The following is a 16,449-nucleotide window of genomic DNA, read 5'->3' as shown; positions in this document are numbered from 1 at the left end:
TCGACTTCAGTGGTTTAGAGAAGGCGGCTCGGCAGCGACCTCTGCGTGAACCCAGACGCCTTGAAAAGCCCGATGCGTCCGGATTTTGGCGGTGATCTTCATCAAATGCGATGAGCTGCAATTTCTGGCGACGGCCACGCTAAGGGCGGGCCTCCAGCACCATGTTGAACGGTGTCTCCGCGGCGCGACGCAATCGCTTGAAGCCGCCACCGGTCACCACCTTGCGCAGCCTCGCCTCACCGGCCTGGGCTCCAAGCGCGAGCCCGACTTCCTGCGACACGGACGCGGGCGTGCACACGAACGTGGAAGCGGCATAGTAAACGCGTCCGACGGGATTGAGGTTCGCCGCCAGATGATCATGCGCGAACGGCTCGACGATCATCCACGTGCCATCCGGCTTGAGCGATCCGTGGACATGGGTGGCGGCGCCCGTCGGGTCGCCCATGTCGTGAAGGCAATCGAAGAATGTGACGAGGTCGTAGGTTCCGGGATAGCTCTTGGCGGCGGCGACGTCGAACCGCGTGTTGACGCCGACGCCGGCTACCTCGGCCGCCTTGCGGGCGCGCTCAATCGAAGGGGCATGATAGTCGAAGCCGACGAAGCGCGAAATTGGGGAAGGCCTGTGCCATGAGCACGGTCGATGCACCATGACCGCATCCAACATCCGCGACGTCCACGCCGCGTTCGAGCTTCTCGACGACGCCCTCCAAGGCCGGCAGCCAGGAGTCGATCAGATTGGCATTGTAGCCTGGACGGAAGAACCGTTCCGTACCGCGAAACAGACACGCGCTATGATCGTGCCACCCGACGCCATTGCCGGACGGAATGCCTGCCTCACCTTTTCTTCATCGAGCCACAGCGCGGACAGGAACTCGAATGCGCCTGCCATGAAGGCCGGGCTGTCTTCATCGGCGAACACCAGCTCTTGCTCGGCGTTGAGATAGAATTTGTCGCTCGCTTCGGTGGTCGGGAATGACAGCCACCTCCATGCCGTTGAAAAGCAGGAAATCCGTCACGTTGCCCTCGTCGGTAACCGGCGGAGCCGGAGTGGTCGTCACCAGGGCAAGCCCTGTCGCAGCAGGTATCCTAGGGCAGCCCGTCAGAACATCGATGACTCCGGTTGTGGTGCCGGGGCGGGCGATCAGGGGCCAAGTGATTGTTCCGAGGCGGCTGTATGTTGTGGTAAGGTGATCATGCGAATTCTTGTTGGTCGGTCACGTGTTTTGCGGATGACCCGCATGTACTGTGCCAAATGAGAAAACCATTCAAACGCAATCCAGTAGATCTGACTGTATCCGACATTGTCGGAATTTGGACATCGCCGAACGCGAAGCGCTCGGGGCTTGTGACGATACTTGAGCGTGCTGCTTCGGAGGAGGGATGCGCCTCGAACCGGCCGCGAGGCCTTTTTCTGGCAACGGATATTCCGGCCGGGTTAGGCCGCGAGGAAAGCGACGGTGAATAAGAGGTAGAGGACCAACCGTTTTGAGCGGGTAGTTGCCGTGTTGCGCCCCCACGCAAAGGCCAGCACCACGGAGCAGTATTTCTGGTGGCGACACTACAACGCCTTTAAGTGCCGGTTACCCGTTTTTACCCGATGCTGGATACGACTACAACGACTCCTTCCCGAGCCTGCGTGCGGCGCTTACCTGGAAGATGGAAGCCGGTCAGATCGCAACGGGGGAGGGCGGCCAGATCTGGGCAATCCCGCATGCATTTGAGAACATCCAGCTGTTCTACCGCCTGTTCCCGCCAACGGCGGAGATCACGCCGTGTCACCCCAAGCACTTAAACCCAGCGTGCCGATGGCAGCCGAAGGACCTGGCGCGCGCGCCTCGTCCGGTTCGGCTTCGCTGGAGGGGCGTTCCATCGACTGTTTCAGCCTTGCAATCATCCAGGCGCTGGCCAAAAGCCAGATGGAGCGCCGGCTCAGGAACCGGCGCAAAAACTCGAGCCTGCCGGCGCTGATCGAGCTGGTGCTGGCGCGGCCGCTGGTGTCGGCAGGTCTGGTCGCGGCCGAGCTGAAAATTAGCCAGCGTGCTGCGCTCGGGCTGGTGCCGAACTCGGCATCCGTGAGGTGACCGGCAGGGGCGCTACCGGACGTGGGGCCCCGTTTAGCTGCGGCGGGCTTTGGCGAAAGCGACAGCACTGATGATTTTTGCTGTACGCTCATTCTCCCTCATCTGCGCGTTGACAGAAAACCAGCAGCCGAGGGTCACTGCACGCTGTGCTCCCGCGATTTCCGGAAAACCAATGAAGAACGACTTTGATCTATCGCGCGGGACGTATCATTCAACCATGTCGAGAACGGGCGTGACGGCACGTACACTATGGACCAGAGAACTTTGTCTGGCGACTTTGCGCACGCCTGCAGAACTCTTCGGAAAACTTCCTTCTGTTGATCCAATGATCGTAATGAGCTGGAGTGGCATCGCCGCTCTCCCCGGTTCTTGCTCTCTCAGTTGAACTTGATGCTGGCCTGCACGAACACGCCGTAGCGCTTTGCCTTCCAATCGTCGGCCTGCGGGGAACCACGACCGCCCATTGCCTCTTCGAAATGAGCCGTGCCGTTATTCGCCACGGCCCAGTAGCGGGCGCCGACGCCGATGTTGAACAAATCCGTGACCTTGTAGTTCAACACCGCCTCGAGCTGGACGCCATGCCCATCGCCGTCTTCGGGAATTAGCTTGATCTTGGGGCGCATGTGGTGCTGATCTTTGCCGTCGAGCCGCGTGAAGAGGAACGCCACGTCACCAGAAAGGCTGAGTCGCGCGGTGAGTTGCGTCTGCCCGGCCAAGCCGAGTCGCAGCGAATGCCAATCGTTGTCCTGGCTGATGAGGTTGACGTAGGTCGGGACGGTTGGCACACAGGTCCTCCAGTTGGTCGCCTGCTGCGTGCAACCGAAAGCGTCGTAGCTCTCGTGCCAGAAATTGTTGCCAACAAAAGCACCGATGCGGTAGCGCGGCGCGTTCAAGAAATTATATCCAAGATCGGCGGTGAAATAGCTGACGCCGCCCCCGCGCTGATCACTGAATGTGTTTGAGTAGCCCCCCATTTCCGTAAGAAGTCCTCGTCATGAGAAAACCCTCCCTGATGCCGCCGGCACCGAGGAGGCCTTTACGAAAATGCCAGTCGGATTGTGGATCGCGTTGAAGAAGACTTCACTCGAATGCGCGTCTAGATCGTCATAGGTGAGCCGCGAGACCGGTGACGTACCTTTATGATTGTAAAGGTCCTTCGATGCTTGCCGGTACTGGGCCAGTAGCGTAGTCCACCCTCGAACGAAAAGACTGAGGCCGCCGCCCCGGCTACCGACGCCGACTCGAAATCACCGGCACTCGACGGCGGTTCGGAACTCCTCGGTGCCGCAGCGCCGGCCAAGCCGGGCCCGGTGAAAAATTCGTCGTCGAGGGCAAGGCGCCCGCTGCTTCGCCCGGCCGCGCCGACGATTTTTCTTGGCCGCCAAGGCGGCAGCCTGCGGCCGCGGCCACAACCGAAACGACCACGGCGATCGTCCGTAAACCTGCCCCCGGGACACCTGAAGGGCAAAGCGCCCTCAGATGGCCGCGGGAGTAGCGTTTCCAAACGGTCTCAGCGCGGCAGCACGCTCGATCCCATCAGCGCCTCGTCGATCGAACGCGCTGCCTGACGGCCCTCGCGGATCGCCCAGACGACCAGCGATTGACCGCGGCGCACATCGCCCGCCGCATAGAGCTTTTCGACGCTGGTCTTGTAGTCGCGATCATTGGCCTCGACGTTGTTCGAGCGGCGGCTGTCGATGGCGATCTTCATCTGGCCAGCCAGTTCCGACACCGGCCCGACGGCGGCCGGCCCGGCAAAGCCGATAGCGATGAAGGCGAGATCCGCACGGATGACGAATTCCGTGCCGGCGATCGGCTTGCGCTTTTCATCGACCTCGCAGCATTTGACGCCGGTCAACGCGCCGTCCTCGCCGATGAATTCGAGCGTCGCCACCTGGAACTCGCGCTCGGCGCCTTCCGCCTGCGAGGACGAGGTGCGCATCTTCGTCGCCCAGTAGGGCCAGACCGAAAGCTTGTCTTCCTTTTCCGGCGGCTGCGGCCGGATGTCGAGCTGGGTGACGCGAACGGCGCCCTGGCGGAAGGCGGTGCCGACGCAGTCGGACGCGGTGTCGCCGCCGCCGACGACGACGACATGCTGGCCGCCCGCGACGATCGGCGGCGACGGCCACGCCACCGACTGGATCGGCTCACCGCCGATGCGCTTGTTCTGCTGCACCAGGTAAGGCATCGCGTCATGCACGCCGTCGAGATCGTCGCCGGGAATGTTGGCCGGGCGCGGCGTTTCCGAACCGCCGCAATAGAGCACCGCATCATACTCGGCGAGCAGCTCCGCCACCGGCTTGTCGACACCGACATTGATCCCGCAATGGAAGCTCACGCCCTCGCCTTGCATCTGCTCGATGCGCCGGTCGATGTAGTGCTTCTCGATCTTGAAGTCGGGGATGCCGTAGCGCATCAGCCCGCCCGGCCGGCTCTCGCGCTCGTAGACGTGAACGTCGTGGCCGGCGCGGCCAAGCTGCTGGGCGGCCGCCATGCCGGCCGGCCCCGAGCCAATGATTGCGACGCGCCTGCCGGTCTTCCTTTCCGGCGGATAGGGCCGGATATGACCGGTTTCATAGGCCTTGTCGGCGATCGCCTGCTCGATCGTCTTGATGGCGACCGGAATGTCCTCGAGGTTCAGCGTGCAGGCTTCCTCGCAAGGTGCCGGACAGATGCGGCCGGTGAATTCCGGGAAATTATTGGTCGAATGCAGGTTGCGGATCGCATTGTCCCAGTCGCCATTGTAGACGAGGTCGTTCCAGTCCGGGATCTGGTTGTGGACCGGGCAGCCGGTCGGCCCGTGACAGTACGGAATGCCGCAATCCATGCAGCGCGCGGCCTGTTTCTCGACCTCCTTGTCCGACATCGGCAGCGTGAACTCGCGAAAATGCCGGATGCGGTCGGAAGCCGGCTGGTACTTGTGCACCTGCCGGTCGATCTCGAGAAACCCTGTTACCTTGCCCATAGTCCAGTCCCTGCTGTCCAGATGGCGCGCTCGACGACGCACCCGTTAACCTCATAAGGCAGCCATGGCAACCTTCAGTCCGAGGCCAGGATTGTTGATGAAGGCGTCGCCCGGGAAGCTTGGCTTCCCGGCAATCCCAATACCTATTCCGCCGCAACGCCCATGCGCATGCGTTCCATTTCGATCAGCGCGCGGCGGTATTCGACCGGCATGATCTTCCGGAATTTCGGCCGGAAAGTCGCCCAGTTGTCGAGGATCTCGCGGCCGCGCACCGAACCCGTGTAATGGACGTGGTTCGAGATCAGCTGATAGAGCCGCTCCTCATCATGGCTGGTCATGTCGCCGGACACGTCGACGCGGCCTTTGTGATCGAGGTCGCCGCCATGATGGAGCAGTTTCTCCATCAGGTCGTCTTCTTCGGGAACGGGTTCCAGTTCGACCATCGCCATGTTGCAGCGCTCGGCGAAATCACCCACCTCGTCGAGCACATAGGCGACGCCGCCCGACATGCCGGCGGCAAAGTTGCGGCCGGTCTGCCCGATGACGACGACAATGCCGCCGGTCATGTACTCGCAGCCATGGTCGCCAACGCCTTCGACGACGGCGGCGACGCCCGAATTGCGAACCGCAAAACGCTCGCCGGCGACGCCGCAGAAATAGGCCTCGCCCTCGGTCGCGCCGTAGAGCACCGTGTTGCCGACGATGATCGACTCCGCGGCGACGATCTTCGTGTTCTCCGGCGGGCGGATGACGATGCGGCCGCCCGACAGGCCCTTGCCGACGTAGTCATTGGCCGCACCGACCAGCTCGAACGAAACCCCACGCGCCAGGAAGGCGCCAAAGGACTGGCCGGCGGTGCCGGTGAGCTTCACCGAGATCGTGTCCTCGCGCAGGCCCTTGTGCTTGAAGCGCTTTGCCACTTCGCCCGACAGCATGGCGCCGGTCGAACGGTCGACATTGCGGATCGGCAGCTCGATGCTGACCGGCTGCCTGGCGTCCAGCGCCGGCTTGGCCAACTCGATCAGCTTGCGGTCGAGCACGTCGTCGATCGGATGCTTGTGCCGCTCGGTCCAGTGCACCGCCTCATGCGGCGCATCCGGCTTGAAGAACATCTTGCTGAAATCGAGCCCGCGCGCCTTCCAGTGCTGGATCAGCGCCCGCTTCTCCAGGAGTTCGGTGTCGCCGATGATCTGGTCGAGATGGGTGTAGCCCATCTCGGCGAGCAGCGCCCGGACCTCTTCCGCCACATAGAAGAAGAAGTTGATGACGTGTTCCGGCGTGCCCTTGAAGCGCTTGCGCAACACCGGATCCTGCGTCGCGACGCCGACCGGGCAGGTGTTGAGATGGCACTTGCGCATCATGATGCAGCCGGCCGCGATCAGCGGCGCGGTCGAGAAGCCGAATTCGTCGGCGCCAAGCAGCGCGCCGATGACGACGTCGCGCCCGGTGCGCAGGCCGCCATCGACCTGCAGCGCGACGCGCGACCTGAGGCCGTTGAGCACCAGCGTCTGGTGCGTCTCGGCAAGGCCCATTTCCCACGGGCTGCCGGCGTGCTTGAGCGAGGTCAGCGGCGATGCGCCGGTGCCGCCGTCATAGCCGGAAATGGTGATGTGATCGGCGCGCGCCTTGGCGACGCCGGCCGCAACCGTGCCGACACCGACTTCGGAGACCAGCTTGACCGAGACATCAGCCGCCGGATTGACGTTCTTGAGGTCGTAGATGAGCTGCGCCAGATCCTCGATCGAGTAGATGTCGTGATGCGGCGGCGGCGAGATCAGGCCGACACCGGGCGTCGAATGCCTGACCTTGGCAATGGTGGCATCGACCTTGTGACCGGGCAACTGACCGCCCTCGCCGGGCTTCGCGCCTTGCGCCACCTTGATCTGCATCACGTCGGAGTTCACCAGATACTCCGCCGTCACGCCGAAACGCCCGGAAGCGACCTGCTTGATCGCCGAACGCTCGGGGTTCTTGCCGCCGTCCGGCAGCGGCAGGTAACGGTCAGCCTCTTCGCCGCCCTCGCCGGTGTTAGACTTGCCGCCGATGGCGTTCATGGCGCGGGCCAGCGTGGTGTGCGCTTCCCTGGAAATCGAGCCGAAGGACATCGCCCCGGTCGAGAACCGCTTGACGATATCGGCAGCCGACATGACCTCGTCGAGCGCGACCTTCTTGCGCCCGGTTTCTTCGGCCAGCCTGATCTTGAACAGGCCGCGAATGCTCTGCGCCCGCGCCGTCTCGCTGTCGATCTGAGCGGAATAGTCCTTGAACGTCTGCCACGATCCCTGGCGCACGGCGTGCTGCAGGGTGGCCACCGCATCGGGCGACCAGATATGCGCTTCGCCGCGCATGCGGAACATGTATTCGCCGCCGACCTCGAGGCTGTTGCGCAGCACCGGGTCGTTGCCGAAGCCGTCGGCGTGGCGGCTGACCGTTTCGGCCGCGATCTCTTCCAGCCCGACGCCTTCGATCAGCGTCGCGGTGCCGGTGAAATATTTTTGCACGAAGTCGGTCTTCAGCCCGATGGCGTCGAAGATCTGCGCGCCGCAATAGGACTGGTAGGTCGAGATGCCCATCTTCGACATCACCTTGAGAATGCCCTTGCCGATCGACTTGATGTAGCGGGAGACGACCTCATTGGCGTCGACTTCGGCCGGCAGCTCGCCGCGCTTGTGCATGTCGAGCAGCGTGTCGAAGGCGAGATAGGGATTGATCGCCTCGGCGCCATAGCCCGCAAGGCAGCAGAAATGATGCACCTCGCGCGGTTCGCCGGACTCGACGACCAGCCCCACCGACGTGCGCAATCCCTTGCGGATCAAATGATGGTGGACCGCCGCCGTCGCCAGCAATGCCGGGATGGCGATGCGGTCCGGCCCGAGCTGACGGTCGGACAGGATGATGATGTTGTAGCCGCCGGCGACCGCCGCCTCGGCGCGCTCACACAGCCGGTCGATGGCGCCCTGCATGCCGGCCGCGCCTTCGTTCGAAGCATAGGTGATGTCGATCGTCTTGGTGTCGAAACGGTCCTCGGTGTGACCGATGGAGCGGATCTTCTCAAGATCGCCATTGGTCAGGATCGGCTGGCGCACTTCGAGCCGCTTGCGACGCGAATTGCCGACGAGATCGAAGATGTTCGGCCTCGGCCCGATGAACGACACCAGGCTCATCACCAGTTCCTCGCGGATCGGGTCGATCGGCGGGTTGGTGACCTGGGCGAAGTTCTGCTTGAAATAGGTGTAGAGCAGCTTCGATCTGTCCGACATCGCCGAAATCGGCGTGTCGGTGCCCATCGAGCCGACCGCTTCCTGGCCGGTGGTCGCCATCGGCGACATCAGCAGCTTGGTGTCTTCCTGGGTAAAGCCGAACGCCTGCTGGCGGTCGAGCAGGCTGACGTCCCTGCGCAGCGCCCGCGGCTCGACCGGCTTCAGGTCTTCGAGGATGAGCTGGGTGTTGGCGAGCCAGCTCTTGTAGGGATGCCTGGTCGCGATCTCCGACTTGATCTCCTCGTCGGAAACGATGCGGCCCTTCTCCAGGTCGATCAGCAGCATGCGGCCGGGCTGCAGCCGCCACTTCTTGACGATCCTTTCCTCCGGCACCGGCAGCACGCCGGCTTCCGAGGCCATGATGACGCGATCGTCGTCGGTGACGATGTAGCGCGCCGGGCGCAGCCCGTTGCGGTCGAGCGTGGCGCCGATCTGGCGGCCGTCGGTGAAGGCCACCGCCGCCGGCCCGTCCCACGGCTCCATCAGGGCGGCGTGGTATTCGTAAAAGGCCTTGCGATCTTGATCCATCAGCTTGTTGCCGGCCCAGGCCTCGGGGATCAGCATCATCATTGCGTGGGCGAGTGAGTAGCCGCCCTGCGTCAGGAATTCGAGCGCATTGTCGAAACAGGCGGTGTCCGACTGCCCCTCATAGGAGATCGGCCACAGCTTGGAGATGTCGTTGCCGAACAGTTCGGAATCGACCGAGGCCTGCCGCGCCGCCATCCAGTTGACGTTGCCGCGCAGCGTGTTGATCTCGCCATTGTGGGCGACCATGCGATAGGGATGCGCCAGCTTCCACGACGGGAAGGTGTTGGTCGAGAAACGCTGGTGGACGAGGATCAGCGCCGTCTCGAAACGCGGATCGGTCAGATCCTTGTAATAGGCGCCGACCTGATAGGCCAGGAACATGCCCTTGTAGACGATGGTCCGCGATGACATCGACACGACGTAGAAGCCATTGTCGACGCCCTTGGTCTCTTCGTGGATACGACCGGAAATGACCTTGCGCAGGATGTAGAGCCGCCGTTCGTAATCGTCGTCGCTCTCGATCTCGGCGCCGCGACCCAGAAATACCTGCCGCTGGACCGGTTCGGAAGCAGCGATATCAGGCGCCTTTGACAGCGATGAATTGTCGACCGGCACGTCGCGAAAGCCGAGCAGCGGCTGGCCTTCGAGCTGCGCGACCTCGGCGATGATGCCTTCGATATGCGCCTGAAGCTCAGGATCGCGCGGCATGAACACATGGCCGACGGCGTAATGGCCGGGGTTGGGCAGTTCGACGCCCTGGCTGGCCATCTCCTCGCGGAAGAAGCGGTCGGGAAGCTGCACCAGCACGCCCGCGCCGTCGCCCATCAGCGGGTCGGCGCCGACGGCGCCGCGATGCGTCAGATTTTCGAGCACCGCCAGGCCGTCCGTGACGATCTGATGCGACTTGACGCCCTTCATATTGACGATGAAGCCGACGCCGCAGGCATCGTGCTCGTTGCGCGGATCGTAGAGGCCGTGGGCGGCGAACCCGGTAGGGGTCCGCCCGATCTTGGTCAGGCCAGTGGCGATGGACGGATTTTTGACGGCTGGCGCTTTCGTCTGCGCGGCCGGGCCGTTCGTCGCAGATGGCGTCACTTCCGTCATCGTCCTGTCCTCCGTTCTTGCCTGGCGCAGAGACAGGCGGTCGGCTGCGTCCCCCGTCTTCCCCGCCTGTGGGCGCAGGTGGATCGGTGGGCAGCGCCGAGCTGGCTGAGTAACCTTCTTCATGTTGCCAGCCTTACTCCAGTGCCATCTTTGACGGGTCCGGGAGACCCTTAGCGGCAGTATGTTTTGGTGAGTTGATCAGGCACGTCTTCTCCTTGCTCGGTCACGTGTTTGCGGTAACGGCGAGGCTGGGCTGGACGCCTGGGCCGACCTATTTGTACATCCACGTCAGGGAAATGGACGAATTGGCCAGTAAGCCATTCGCCCCTCTTTGGTTTCCTCCTTGGCCGCCCCTTTCACCTTTTGGGAGAATCCTCTTGCGGAGCCACACAGAGAGCGCCGTAACAAACCTTCTCACCCTTGTAGTTGGCCAGAGCCTGCAGCAACTCGGGTAGAAGGTGCTGTTTCAGGTCGTCCGAGATAGGCTCCGGACCCTCCAGCGCTTTCAGTGTCTGCTCGACCAACTCGATGGCGCGATCTTTGTTGCCGCTCTCATGATAGTACTGAGCGACCACCGGATAAGACAGGAACTTAGAGCCGCCGCCTTGCGGCAGTGCCACGATGTGTTTGGACAGCTCTTCGCCCATCGCGAAGCGCTCAGCAGACGGAAAGCCGGAATAATCAAAGCCCGGCGCGAAGAGTTGGTATAGCGCCCAATACATCCATCCCTCGGACTTTCTGTCGATCGCGTCGCGAACGAATTGGCGCATTACGGGCAAGCCGGCCTGCATGTCGCGCATTCTGTGAAGCAACAGATTGACATGACTCACGCGGAAGTTGAGTTTGTCCGGTATCAATGCGAGGCCTTCTTCAATCGCCGAGAGCGCCGTCTTCCAATCCTCGGCCTCCATTGCCGGCCGAAGTTTGTCGTATATGGGCTTGGTCAGCGCTTGTTCGCGCGCTATGGTTTCGCCTTCCGCAATCCGCTCCGTATCGGCGGATTTTGCCTGATCGCTGATGCGCCAGCTGCCGTTAAGCACCTTCGGCAAAACCTCATCGAGTTGCGTCGGATGACCGATAAAGGCGATGTGGCCGTCTCGGTCGACCACGAACGAGGTCGGGACCCCGTAAGAAAAGCTGGGCTCCATCCAAAGCTTGTCCATTTCGCCTGTGGAGTCGAATGCGATCCGATAGTTCAGATTCGGGAATTTTTCGGTCAACCAAGCGTCCAACGTGCTTCGGGCCTCGTCGGCCGTTGGAGCGTCTTCAGAAGCCGCGACTCCGACGATCTCAACGCCGTTGTCCTTGTATTTCTCCTGCAGCTGGATCAGATGGGGCATCCCGTCCACACATGGGCCGCACCAAGTTGCCCAAAATTCGACTATGCACACTTTGCCGGGCTCAAAGCTGGTGAGGGGCTCGCCACGCAGCCAGTTCTCGACTTTAATCGAAGGAGCCGGGGACTCCATCTGCAATACCACGTTGCGGTCCAAAGCTATTTCCAAAGGTTTCTGCACGAGCTGGTTTCCTCTCAGAGACGGCACACGGGTTCAGGGAGGAGCGGATCGCTCGTCTTGCCCCATTGAGTGCAGTCACAGTCACTCAGTCTCAAAAACCATGCCAACGCGCTCAGCGCGCAGTTAGCGCCCATTGCTTCGAAAAACCTCGACAGTGCCCAGATGTTGGTTGTAATGAACCTGACATTTGTCTGACGCTGTCAGCTTTTGGACACGCGATCACGCGCTTCGTGCCGCCAGAAGGTCAGGCCGAGCCCTGTGTTGCCAGCGGTCGCTTCGATGATTGTACCGCCCCGCGCGAGCTGGCCACGCTGTTCGGCATTAACGATCATCGACAACGCAATGCGATCCTTGATCGATCCGCCGGGATTCTGGCTTTCGAGCTTGACGAAGAGACGACACCTGCCGGTATCGAAGCTCTTCAGTTCGACGACCGGCGTCTCCCCAATCAGATCGAGCACTGACGCAAATGGCGGACGCAGGCGAGAGGACGCCTTTGTCGACGGTCGGCGGAACATCTCGAGGCTCATGCGGCTGCGGTCTCCAGAATGTCGGCATAGTGCCGTTGCGCAGCATCGGGATGCGAGCGCAGTCGGCTCTTCAGCAGTTGCGGAACAGTGGATTGTCGGGGTCGCTGGCGGGGCACCCGCTTCGGCAGCCGTTCAGGCGGCAGGTCAAGAAACCGTATGTCGGCATCAAGCCGCGCGCCGAAGAAGAAGGGAATCGAAACAGTGCCCTTCGAAAGACCCAGGGCAACGGAAATCATTGCATCGGGCGAGTTCATGCGCCTGAAGCAGCGCTGCCTGCAACTGCTTCATAGCGACAGGCGGGCGAGACTCTAGCGAGGCTTTCGCCGCTTGGTTGATTGAGGCTCTCGACGAAGCCACTAAGATTCGGCGGCCGATAATAGCTTGCTGCTCATTGGGACGTCGACCAACGCCGGGATTGAGAAAGGCAACCCTGCCCCACAAGGCGGGTGTCACACGTGCGGTGCGTCCGCTCGTCACGCCGGATGGTTTTTGAGACCTGGGTTCACGGCTAATCAGATGCACCCCTGTCGTCGTTTCGGTGCAGGCCGCCAGGGGGGCGTGTTGCAGCAGCTTGCAATTAGTTTCGCCAGTACGGGGCGTGCGAGCACGGGGCTGCACAATGAGATCATATGCCGGCGTGGGGACCAAGGTGTGGCGCAGCCTTAGAGAACTCAACACCGAGACCGGAGCAACGGAGACTGCTCTTTCGTCGAGCCAGTTTAAATTAGAACATTCTTTCTATAGTTTACGTCAATTATCCTGTTCGATAGCTCTGTCGACTAGCGATGAGACTTTTCAACGCAGCGCGGACATCCGCTGGCCGGATGTGACTTGCTATCCCTTTCAAGATCAAACAGGAGAACCCATGAGCAATCCAGTCCTTGTCAACCGGACCATTCTTGACTCCGACGTTGTACCGCTGACCAGCCGTGTCGGAGCTGAAATCAGAGGCGTTCGCCTTGGCGGAGACCTTTCGGACGCAGCGATAGCAGCCATCAACCAGCTTCTTCTAAAACACAAGGTGATCTTCTTCCGCGGCCAGGAGCACCTCGACGATGCGGAGCAGGAATTGTTCGCGCGGCGTCTGGGTAACCTTGTACCTCATCCCACGCAGGGGCCGGCAGCCGGCACGGCCTCAATCCTCAATCTCGATTCCGGCCGTGGCGGTGGCAGGGCAGACCAGTGGCATACCGATGTGACTTTCGTCGATGCCTATCCGAAATTCTCGGTCCTACGTGGCGTCGTCATTCCGGCGGCGGGGGGCGACACGATCTGGTCCAACACGCACGCCGCGTACGAGAATCTGCCGGCGCCGCTCAAAATATTGGCGGACAATCTGTGGGCTATTCATAGCAATGCCTACGACTACGCAGCCGTGCGCCCGCGCGCCACAGCCGAAGAGAAGAGGCACTTCGAGGAAGTCTTCACATCGACGATCTACGAGACCGAGCATCCGGTCGTGCGCGTCCATCCCGAAACCGGGGAGAAGTCGCTGCTGCTCGGCAATTTCGTGCAGCGCCTCGTCGGCCTTTCCAAGAGCGATTCCGCCAAACTCTACGAGGTGTTCCAGTCCTACGTCACTGCCCCGGAAAATACCGTGCGGTGGCGCTGGCAAGTAAGCGACGTCGCTATCTGGGACAACCGTGCTACCCAGCATTATGCGGTCAACGACTATGGCGACCAGCACCGGGTTGTGCGTCGCGCTACGGTTGACGGTGACGTTCCGATCGGCGTCGACGGTCGCCGCAGTATAACCCGTGTCAAGGCAGCCAAGCCGGCGGCGAAGGCAGCCTGACCGTCTGAACAGGGTAAAGATGAAAACTTCGTATCGCCGCGGCCATATCGCGCTGCTTAACCGCCCCACAAAGCCTTATGATTTCCGAGAAGCAAGGCGAGTTGCGGGCTCGAGGCTTGGCCCGAAATCGAGGTCCTGCAGCGTGGCGCATGGCTCGAGTCGCTGCTCGTGGCCCCGCTGCAGCGGTACAGGTCCCCCACCGCCCCACCATCTCGCCCGCCCTGCACCTCGGATAGCGATCATTCACCGTTTGTTCATTATGATAGCGCACGATCATAACTGGACATGCTGGTAGCTCGTACATGCCTGAAGGCCCTGCGCGCCGACCCAGCGCCGGGGCCTTTTTACTTCCGCAAAATCGATTCCAGCAACGTGGGCACTTCGCAGGATGTCGCAATCCCGCGCTTGCGATGATACGCCGTACAGCGAATTGCGCGAGTCAAACGAATTTGGGTTCCTCAAATATAGAATCGTCGATACCGATCCTGATGGATCGAGCCTCGACGACGAAGTCAACCATCTTCAAACGGAATTATTCAACATTGCCGAGAGCTCCCGGTGTGCCGTCGAAGCCGACATTCGGGAGGTCAGCGGTCACCAACGATCATGGTGATCGCCAGCATCTTTCGTATTCACATGACCGTCGGCCTGGTACTTTCCCGAGGCCATGACATGAGTGGGTCTTCCAAGCACCGATTTGGCCCGGTAGGATTTGCAGGGGGCGCGGACAAGCGGATGAACAAACGGAATGATGCTGGAAAACTGCGCGCCTGCTGGGATTTAGCCGACCGTCGATAGGAACATAGCCCTGGTCGACGGCTTTCTGAAGGGCAAGAGTTTCGCCGACCTGGCTCAGGAACATGGCTTGTCGACAACGAGGGTGCGCCAAATCATCGAGAAGGCCGATCGGCTCGTGGGCGGCGGCATTCAGACCAAGACTGAAACGTCCAACGCCTCGCCTCGATCCGATTTCATGGTCGACTATCCCTATGTGTGCAAATTGGCCGAGAAGCACCGGCTGGGTAGCGTCACGCCGCATCATTCTTTGCGGAGCTGGAGCGCGCGGGATCGCCGGAGCGGCTGGTGAAAGCGGTTGCCGGGGCGCACGCCAACAACAACACGTGAGCTGGCGCCTCGTGTGGCAAAAGGAGAGGGCGAGAGCCCATGGCCTGCAATGAAGCGATCAAGCATTGCGATCGTGGAACCAAGCTGCCCAGTCGACCATCCGGACCGCGGCCTTCAATGCCAGCTCGCCTTGGAATCGGCCTTCCAGGAATTGGCTGAGCGCGCAGCGGAATCCGGCTGGACCGAGGAGATAGCCACGCGCTCCTCGAACTCGCCGGCGCGCGCCTCAGGAGCGACTCCGCCAATGACGAGACTGAGAGGACGATTAATCGTGCCAGGGCAACGAGAGAGCGGCAGGTTCAAGAAGCCTCGCCTGACCCGATAGGAACGTCGCTGCGCCAATAAAATTGGCGGTGAAGGCTGACCGCGGCCGAGTCGGGCAAGCGAGCGAAGTGCTGAAATAAGGGCGTGAGAATCCAAGACATCGTTTGTAGAGAGCATCGAGCTTCGCGAAATTGTGGTACAGGATCGACCGCAGGTGTTCTCGGAGCGCTCGCAGAACCCGGGATTCTTCCGCGGCACCCGCCAAGGCGAAGAACGGTCAGAGTTGCACGATAACGCTTAAAAGCGAGCCTTCCTCCGAAAGTCTGCGCGCGCAGTTCCACGGTCCGATGCGCTTTCATAGCTATTCCAATCGCCGCGCCCATTCTCTCCCGGATCAGGTCCAGCGGGTCTGCAGTGCATGCGCCCCCAAAGTGGACGCCATTGGGCCGGGTGAACCGGGCTCGATTGCGCGCCGAAGGCCCGTTCCAGGCCCGGAAATCCGGGTCCGTCAGGGCGAGCGCGTGCGGGTCGAGGTAGAGAACGGCCTTGCCGAGAAAACGACCGTGCACTGGCATCGCGTGCGTGTGCCACATGCCATGGATGGCGTGCCTCACCTCACGCAGAAGCCGATTGGAGCGGGCGAGCGCTTCGTCTACGAGTTCGACGCCGTCGACGTCGGCATCTGCTGGTATCACCCGCACCAGCGGAGCTTCGAACAGGTCGGGCGCGGACTTTATGGTCCGCTGATCATCGAGGAACCGAAGGCGGTGCGGGCCGATCGCGAGGTGACCTGGATGCTCGGTGACTGAGGGCTGACGAAATCTGGCGCAATCAGCGAGGATTTCGGCAACCGGCACGACATTCACCACAATGGCCGCGTCGGCAACACGGTTACCATCAATGGCCGCGTGCCGGATACCTTTGCGGTCAGAAAGGGCGAGCGCATCCGGCTGCGGCTGATCAACGCCGCCAATGCACGCATCTTCAGTCCCGACTTCACGGGTTTTCAGGCCGGCCGTCATCGCGCTCGACGGCCAGCCGGTGACGCCACACGCGCCGGAGGCGGGTGGTGCTGGGTCCCGCAATGCGCACCGATCTGATCCTCGACATGACGGGCAAGCCGGGCAGCCGGCTTTCGATCTTCGACCAGTTCTACGAGGGGCTGGAATATGAGCTCGTCGATCTTGTTTATTCCGACACTCCGCTTAGGGCACGTGTGCCTGATTGGCCGCTGACCCTGCCGACCATTCCGCTGCCGGAGCCGGACCTCGATACAGCGT

Annotated in this window: 10 protein-coding genes and 4 pseudogenes; 6 read left to right on the top strand and 8 right to left on the bottom strand. The window is 61.7% G+C overall.

Annotation, left to right across the window (positions count from 1 at the left end; translation table 11 throughout):
• Positions 1-139 precede the first annotated feature (139 nt).
• Positions 140-961: pseudogene (locus EOA75_RS01690) on the bottom strand (class I SAM-dependent methyltransferase); the annotation flags it as partial.
• A gap of 811 nt (positions 962-1,772) precedes the next feature.
• Between EOA75_RS01690 and EOA75_RS01680 the strand changes: the two are divergent.
• Complete coding sequence (locus EOA75_RS01680) at positions 1,773-2,081, top strand: helix-turn-helix domain-containing protein (RefSeq protein WP_236473435.1); 309 nt, start codon at positions 1,773-1,775, stop codon at positions 2,079-2,081.
• A 377-nt stretch (positions 2,082-2,458) separates the two neighbouring features.
• On the opposite strand, the gene EOA75_RS01675 is transcribed toward EOA75_RS01680, so the two are convergent.
• Positions 2,459-3,055: an omptin family outer membrane protease gene (locus tag EOA75_RS01675; RefSeq protein WP_091600473.1), complete on the bottom strand. Its 597-nt coding sequence runs from the start codon at positions 3,053-3,055 to the stop codon at positions 2,459-2,461.
• 276 nt (positions 3,056-3,331) lie between these two features.
• On the opposite strand from EOA75_RS01675, the pseudogene EOA75_RS34825 reads away from it, so the two are divergent.
• Positions 3,332-3,576: pseudogene (locus EOA75_RS34825) on the top strand (hypothetical protein); the annotation flags it as partial.
• Between the two features lie 15 nt (positions 3,577-3,591).
• Here the strand turns inward: EOA75_RS34825 and EOA75_RS01665 are convergent.
• The 5 genes and pseudogenes from EOA75_RS01665 to EOA75_RS01645 all read right to left on the bottom strand — a co-directional run bounded on the left by EOA75_RS01665 (position 3,592) and on the right by EOA75_RS01645 (position 12,239).
• Positions 3,592-5,046: a glutamate synthase subunit beta gene (locus tag EOA75_RS01665; protein ID WP_023798073.1), complete on the bottom strand. Its 1,455-nt coding sequence runs from the start codon at positions 5,044-5,046 to the stop codon at positions 3,592-3,594.
• Between the two features lie 143 nt (positions 5,047-5,189).
• Positions 5,190-9,938 carry a glutamate synthase large subunit gene (gene gltB, locus EOA75_RS01660; protein ID WP_127323440.1) on the bottom strand — a complete coding sequence of 1,583 codons (4,749 nt, stop codon included), beginning with the start codon at positions 9,936-9,938 and terminating at the stop codon, positions 5,190-5,192.
• Between the two features lie 356 nt (positions 9,939-10,294).
• Complete coding sequence (locus EOA75_RS01655; protein ID WP_126095612.1) at positions 10,295-11,407, bottom strand: TlpA disulfide reductase family protein; 1,113 nt, start codon at positions 11,405-11,407, stop codon at positions 10,295-10,297.
• A 293-nt stretch (positions 11,408-11,700) separates the two neighbouring features.
• Positions 11,701-11,973: pseudogene (locus tag EOA75_RS01650) on the bottom strand (pyridoxal-phosphate dependent enzyme); the annotation flags it as partial.
• Between the two features lie 8 nt (positions 11,974-11,981).
• On the bottom strand, positions 11,982-12,239 hold the full coding sequence (locus EOA75_RS01645) for a hypothetical protein (protein ID WP_091600625.1): 258 nt from the start codon (positions 12,237-12,239) through the stop codon (positions 11,982-11,984).
• Positions 12,240-12,850: 611 nt separating this feature from the next.
• Between EOA75_RS01645 and EOA75_RS01640 the strand changes: the two genes are divergently transcribed.
• Positions 12,851-13,780 carry a TauD/TfdA family dioxygenase gene (locus EOA75_RS01640; RefSeq protein ID WP_091600626.1) on the top strand — a complete coding sequence of 310 codons (930 nt, stop codon included), beginning with the start codon at positions 12,851-12,853 and terminating at the stop codon, positions 13,778-13,780.
• Positions 13,781-14,645: 865 nt separating this feature from the next.
• Positions 14,646-14,867 carry a hypothetical protein gene (locus tag EOA75_RS01635; RefSeq protein WP_127319836.1) on the top strand — a complete coding sequence of 74 codons (222 nt, stop codon included), beginning with the start codon at positions 14,646-14,648 and terminating at the stop codon, positions 14,865-14,867.
• A 152-nt stretch (positions 14,868-15,019) separates the two neighbouring features.
• Here EOA75_RS01635 and EOA75_RS33865 read toward each other — a convergent pair whose 3' ends face one another.
• Complete coding sequence (locus EOA75_RS33865) at positions 15,020-15,208, bottom strand: hypothetical protein (protein ID WP_158302651.1); 189 nt, start codon at positions 15,206-15,208, stop codon at positions 15,020-15,022.
• A gap of 482 nt (positions 15,209-15,690) precedes the next feature.
• Here EOA75_RS33865 and EOA75_RS34820 point away from each other — a divergent pair, with 482 nt between their 5' ends.
• Both EOA75_RS34820 and EOA75_RS34815 read left to right on the top strand, forming a co-directional pair.
• Complete coding sequence (locus EOA75_RS34820; protein ID WP_236473615.1) at positions 15,691-15,978, top strand: multicopper oxidase domain-containing protein; 288 nt, start codon at positions 15,691-15,693, stop codon at positions 15,976-15,978.
• Between the two features lie 260 nt (positions 15,979-16,238).
• Positions 16,239-16,449: pseudogene (locus tag EOA75_RS34815) on the top strand (multicopper oxidase family protein); the annotation flags it as partial.

Source organism: Mesorhizobium sp. M1A.F.Ca.IN.022.07.1.1 (assembly GCF_003997575.1).
GTDB lineage: Bacteria > Pseudomonadota > Alphaproteobacteria > Rhizobiales > Rhizobiaceae > Mesorhizobium.
The sequence above is the reverse complement of the archived record's forward strand: the minus strand, read 5'-3'. Positions and strand labels throughout refer to the sequence as shown.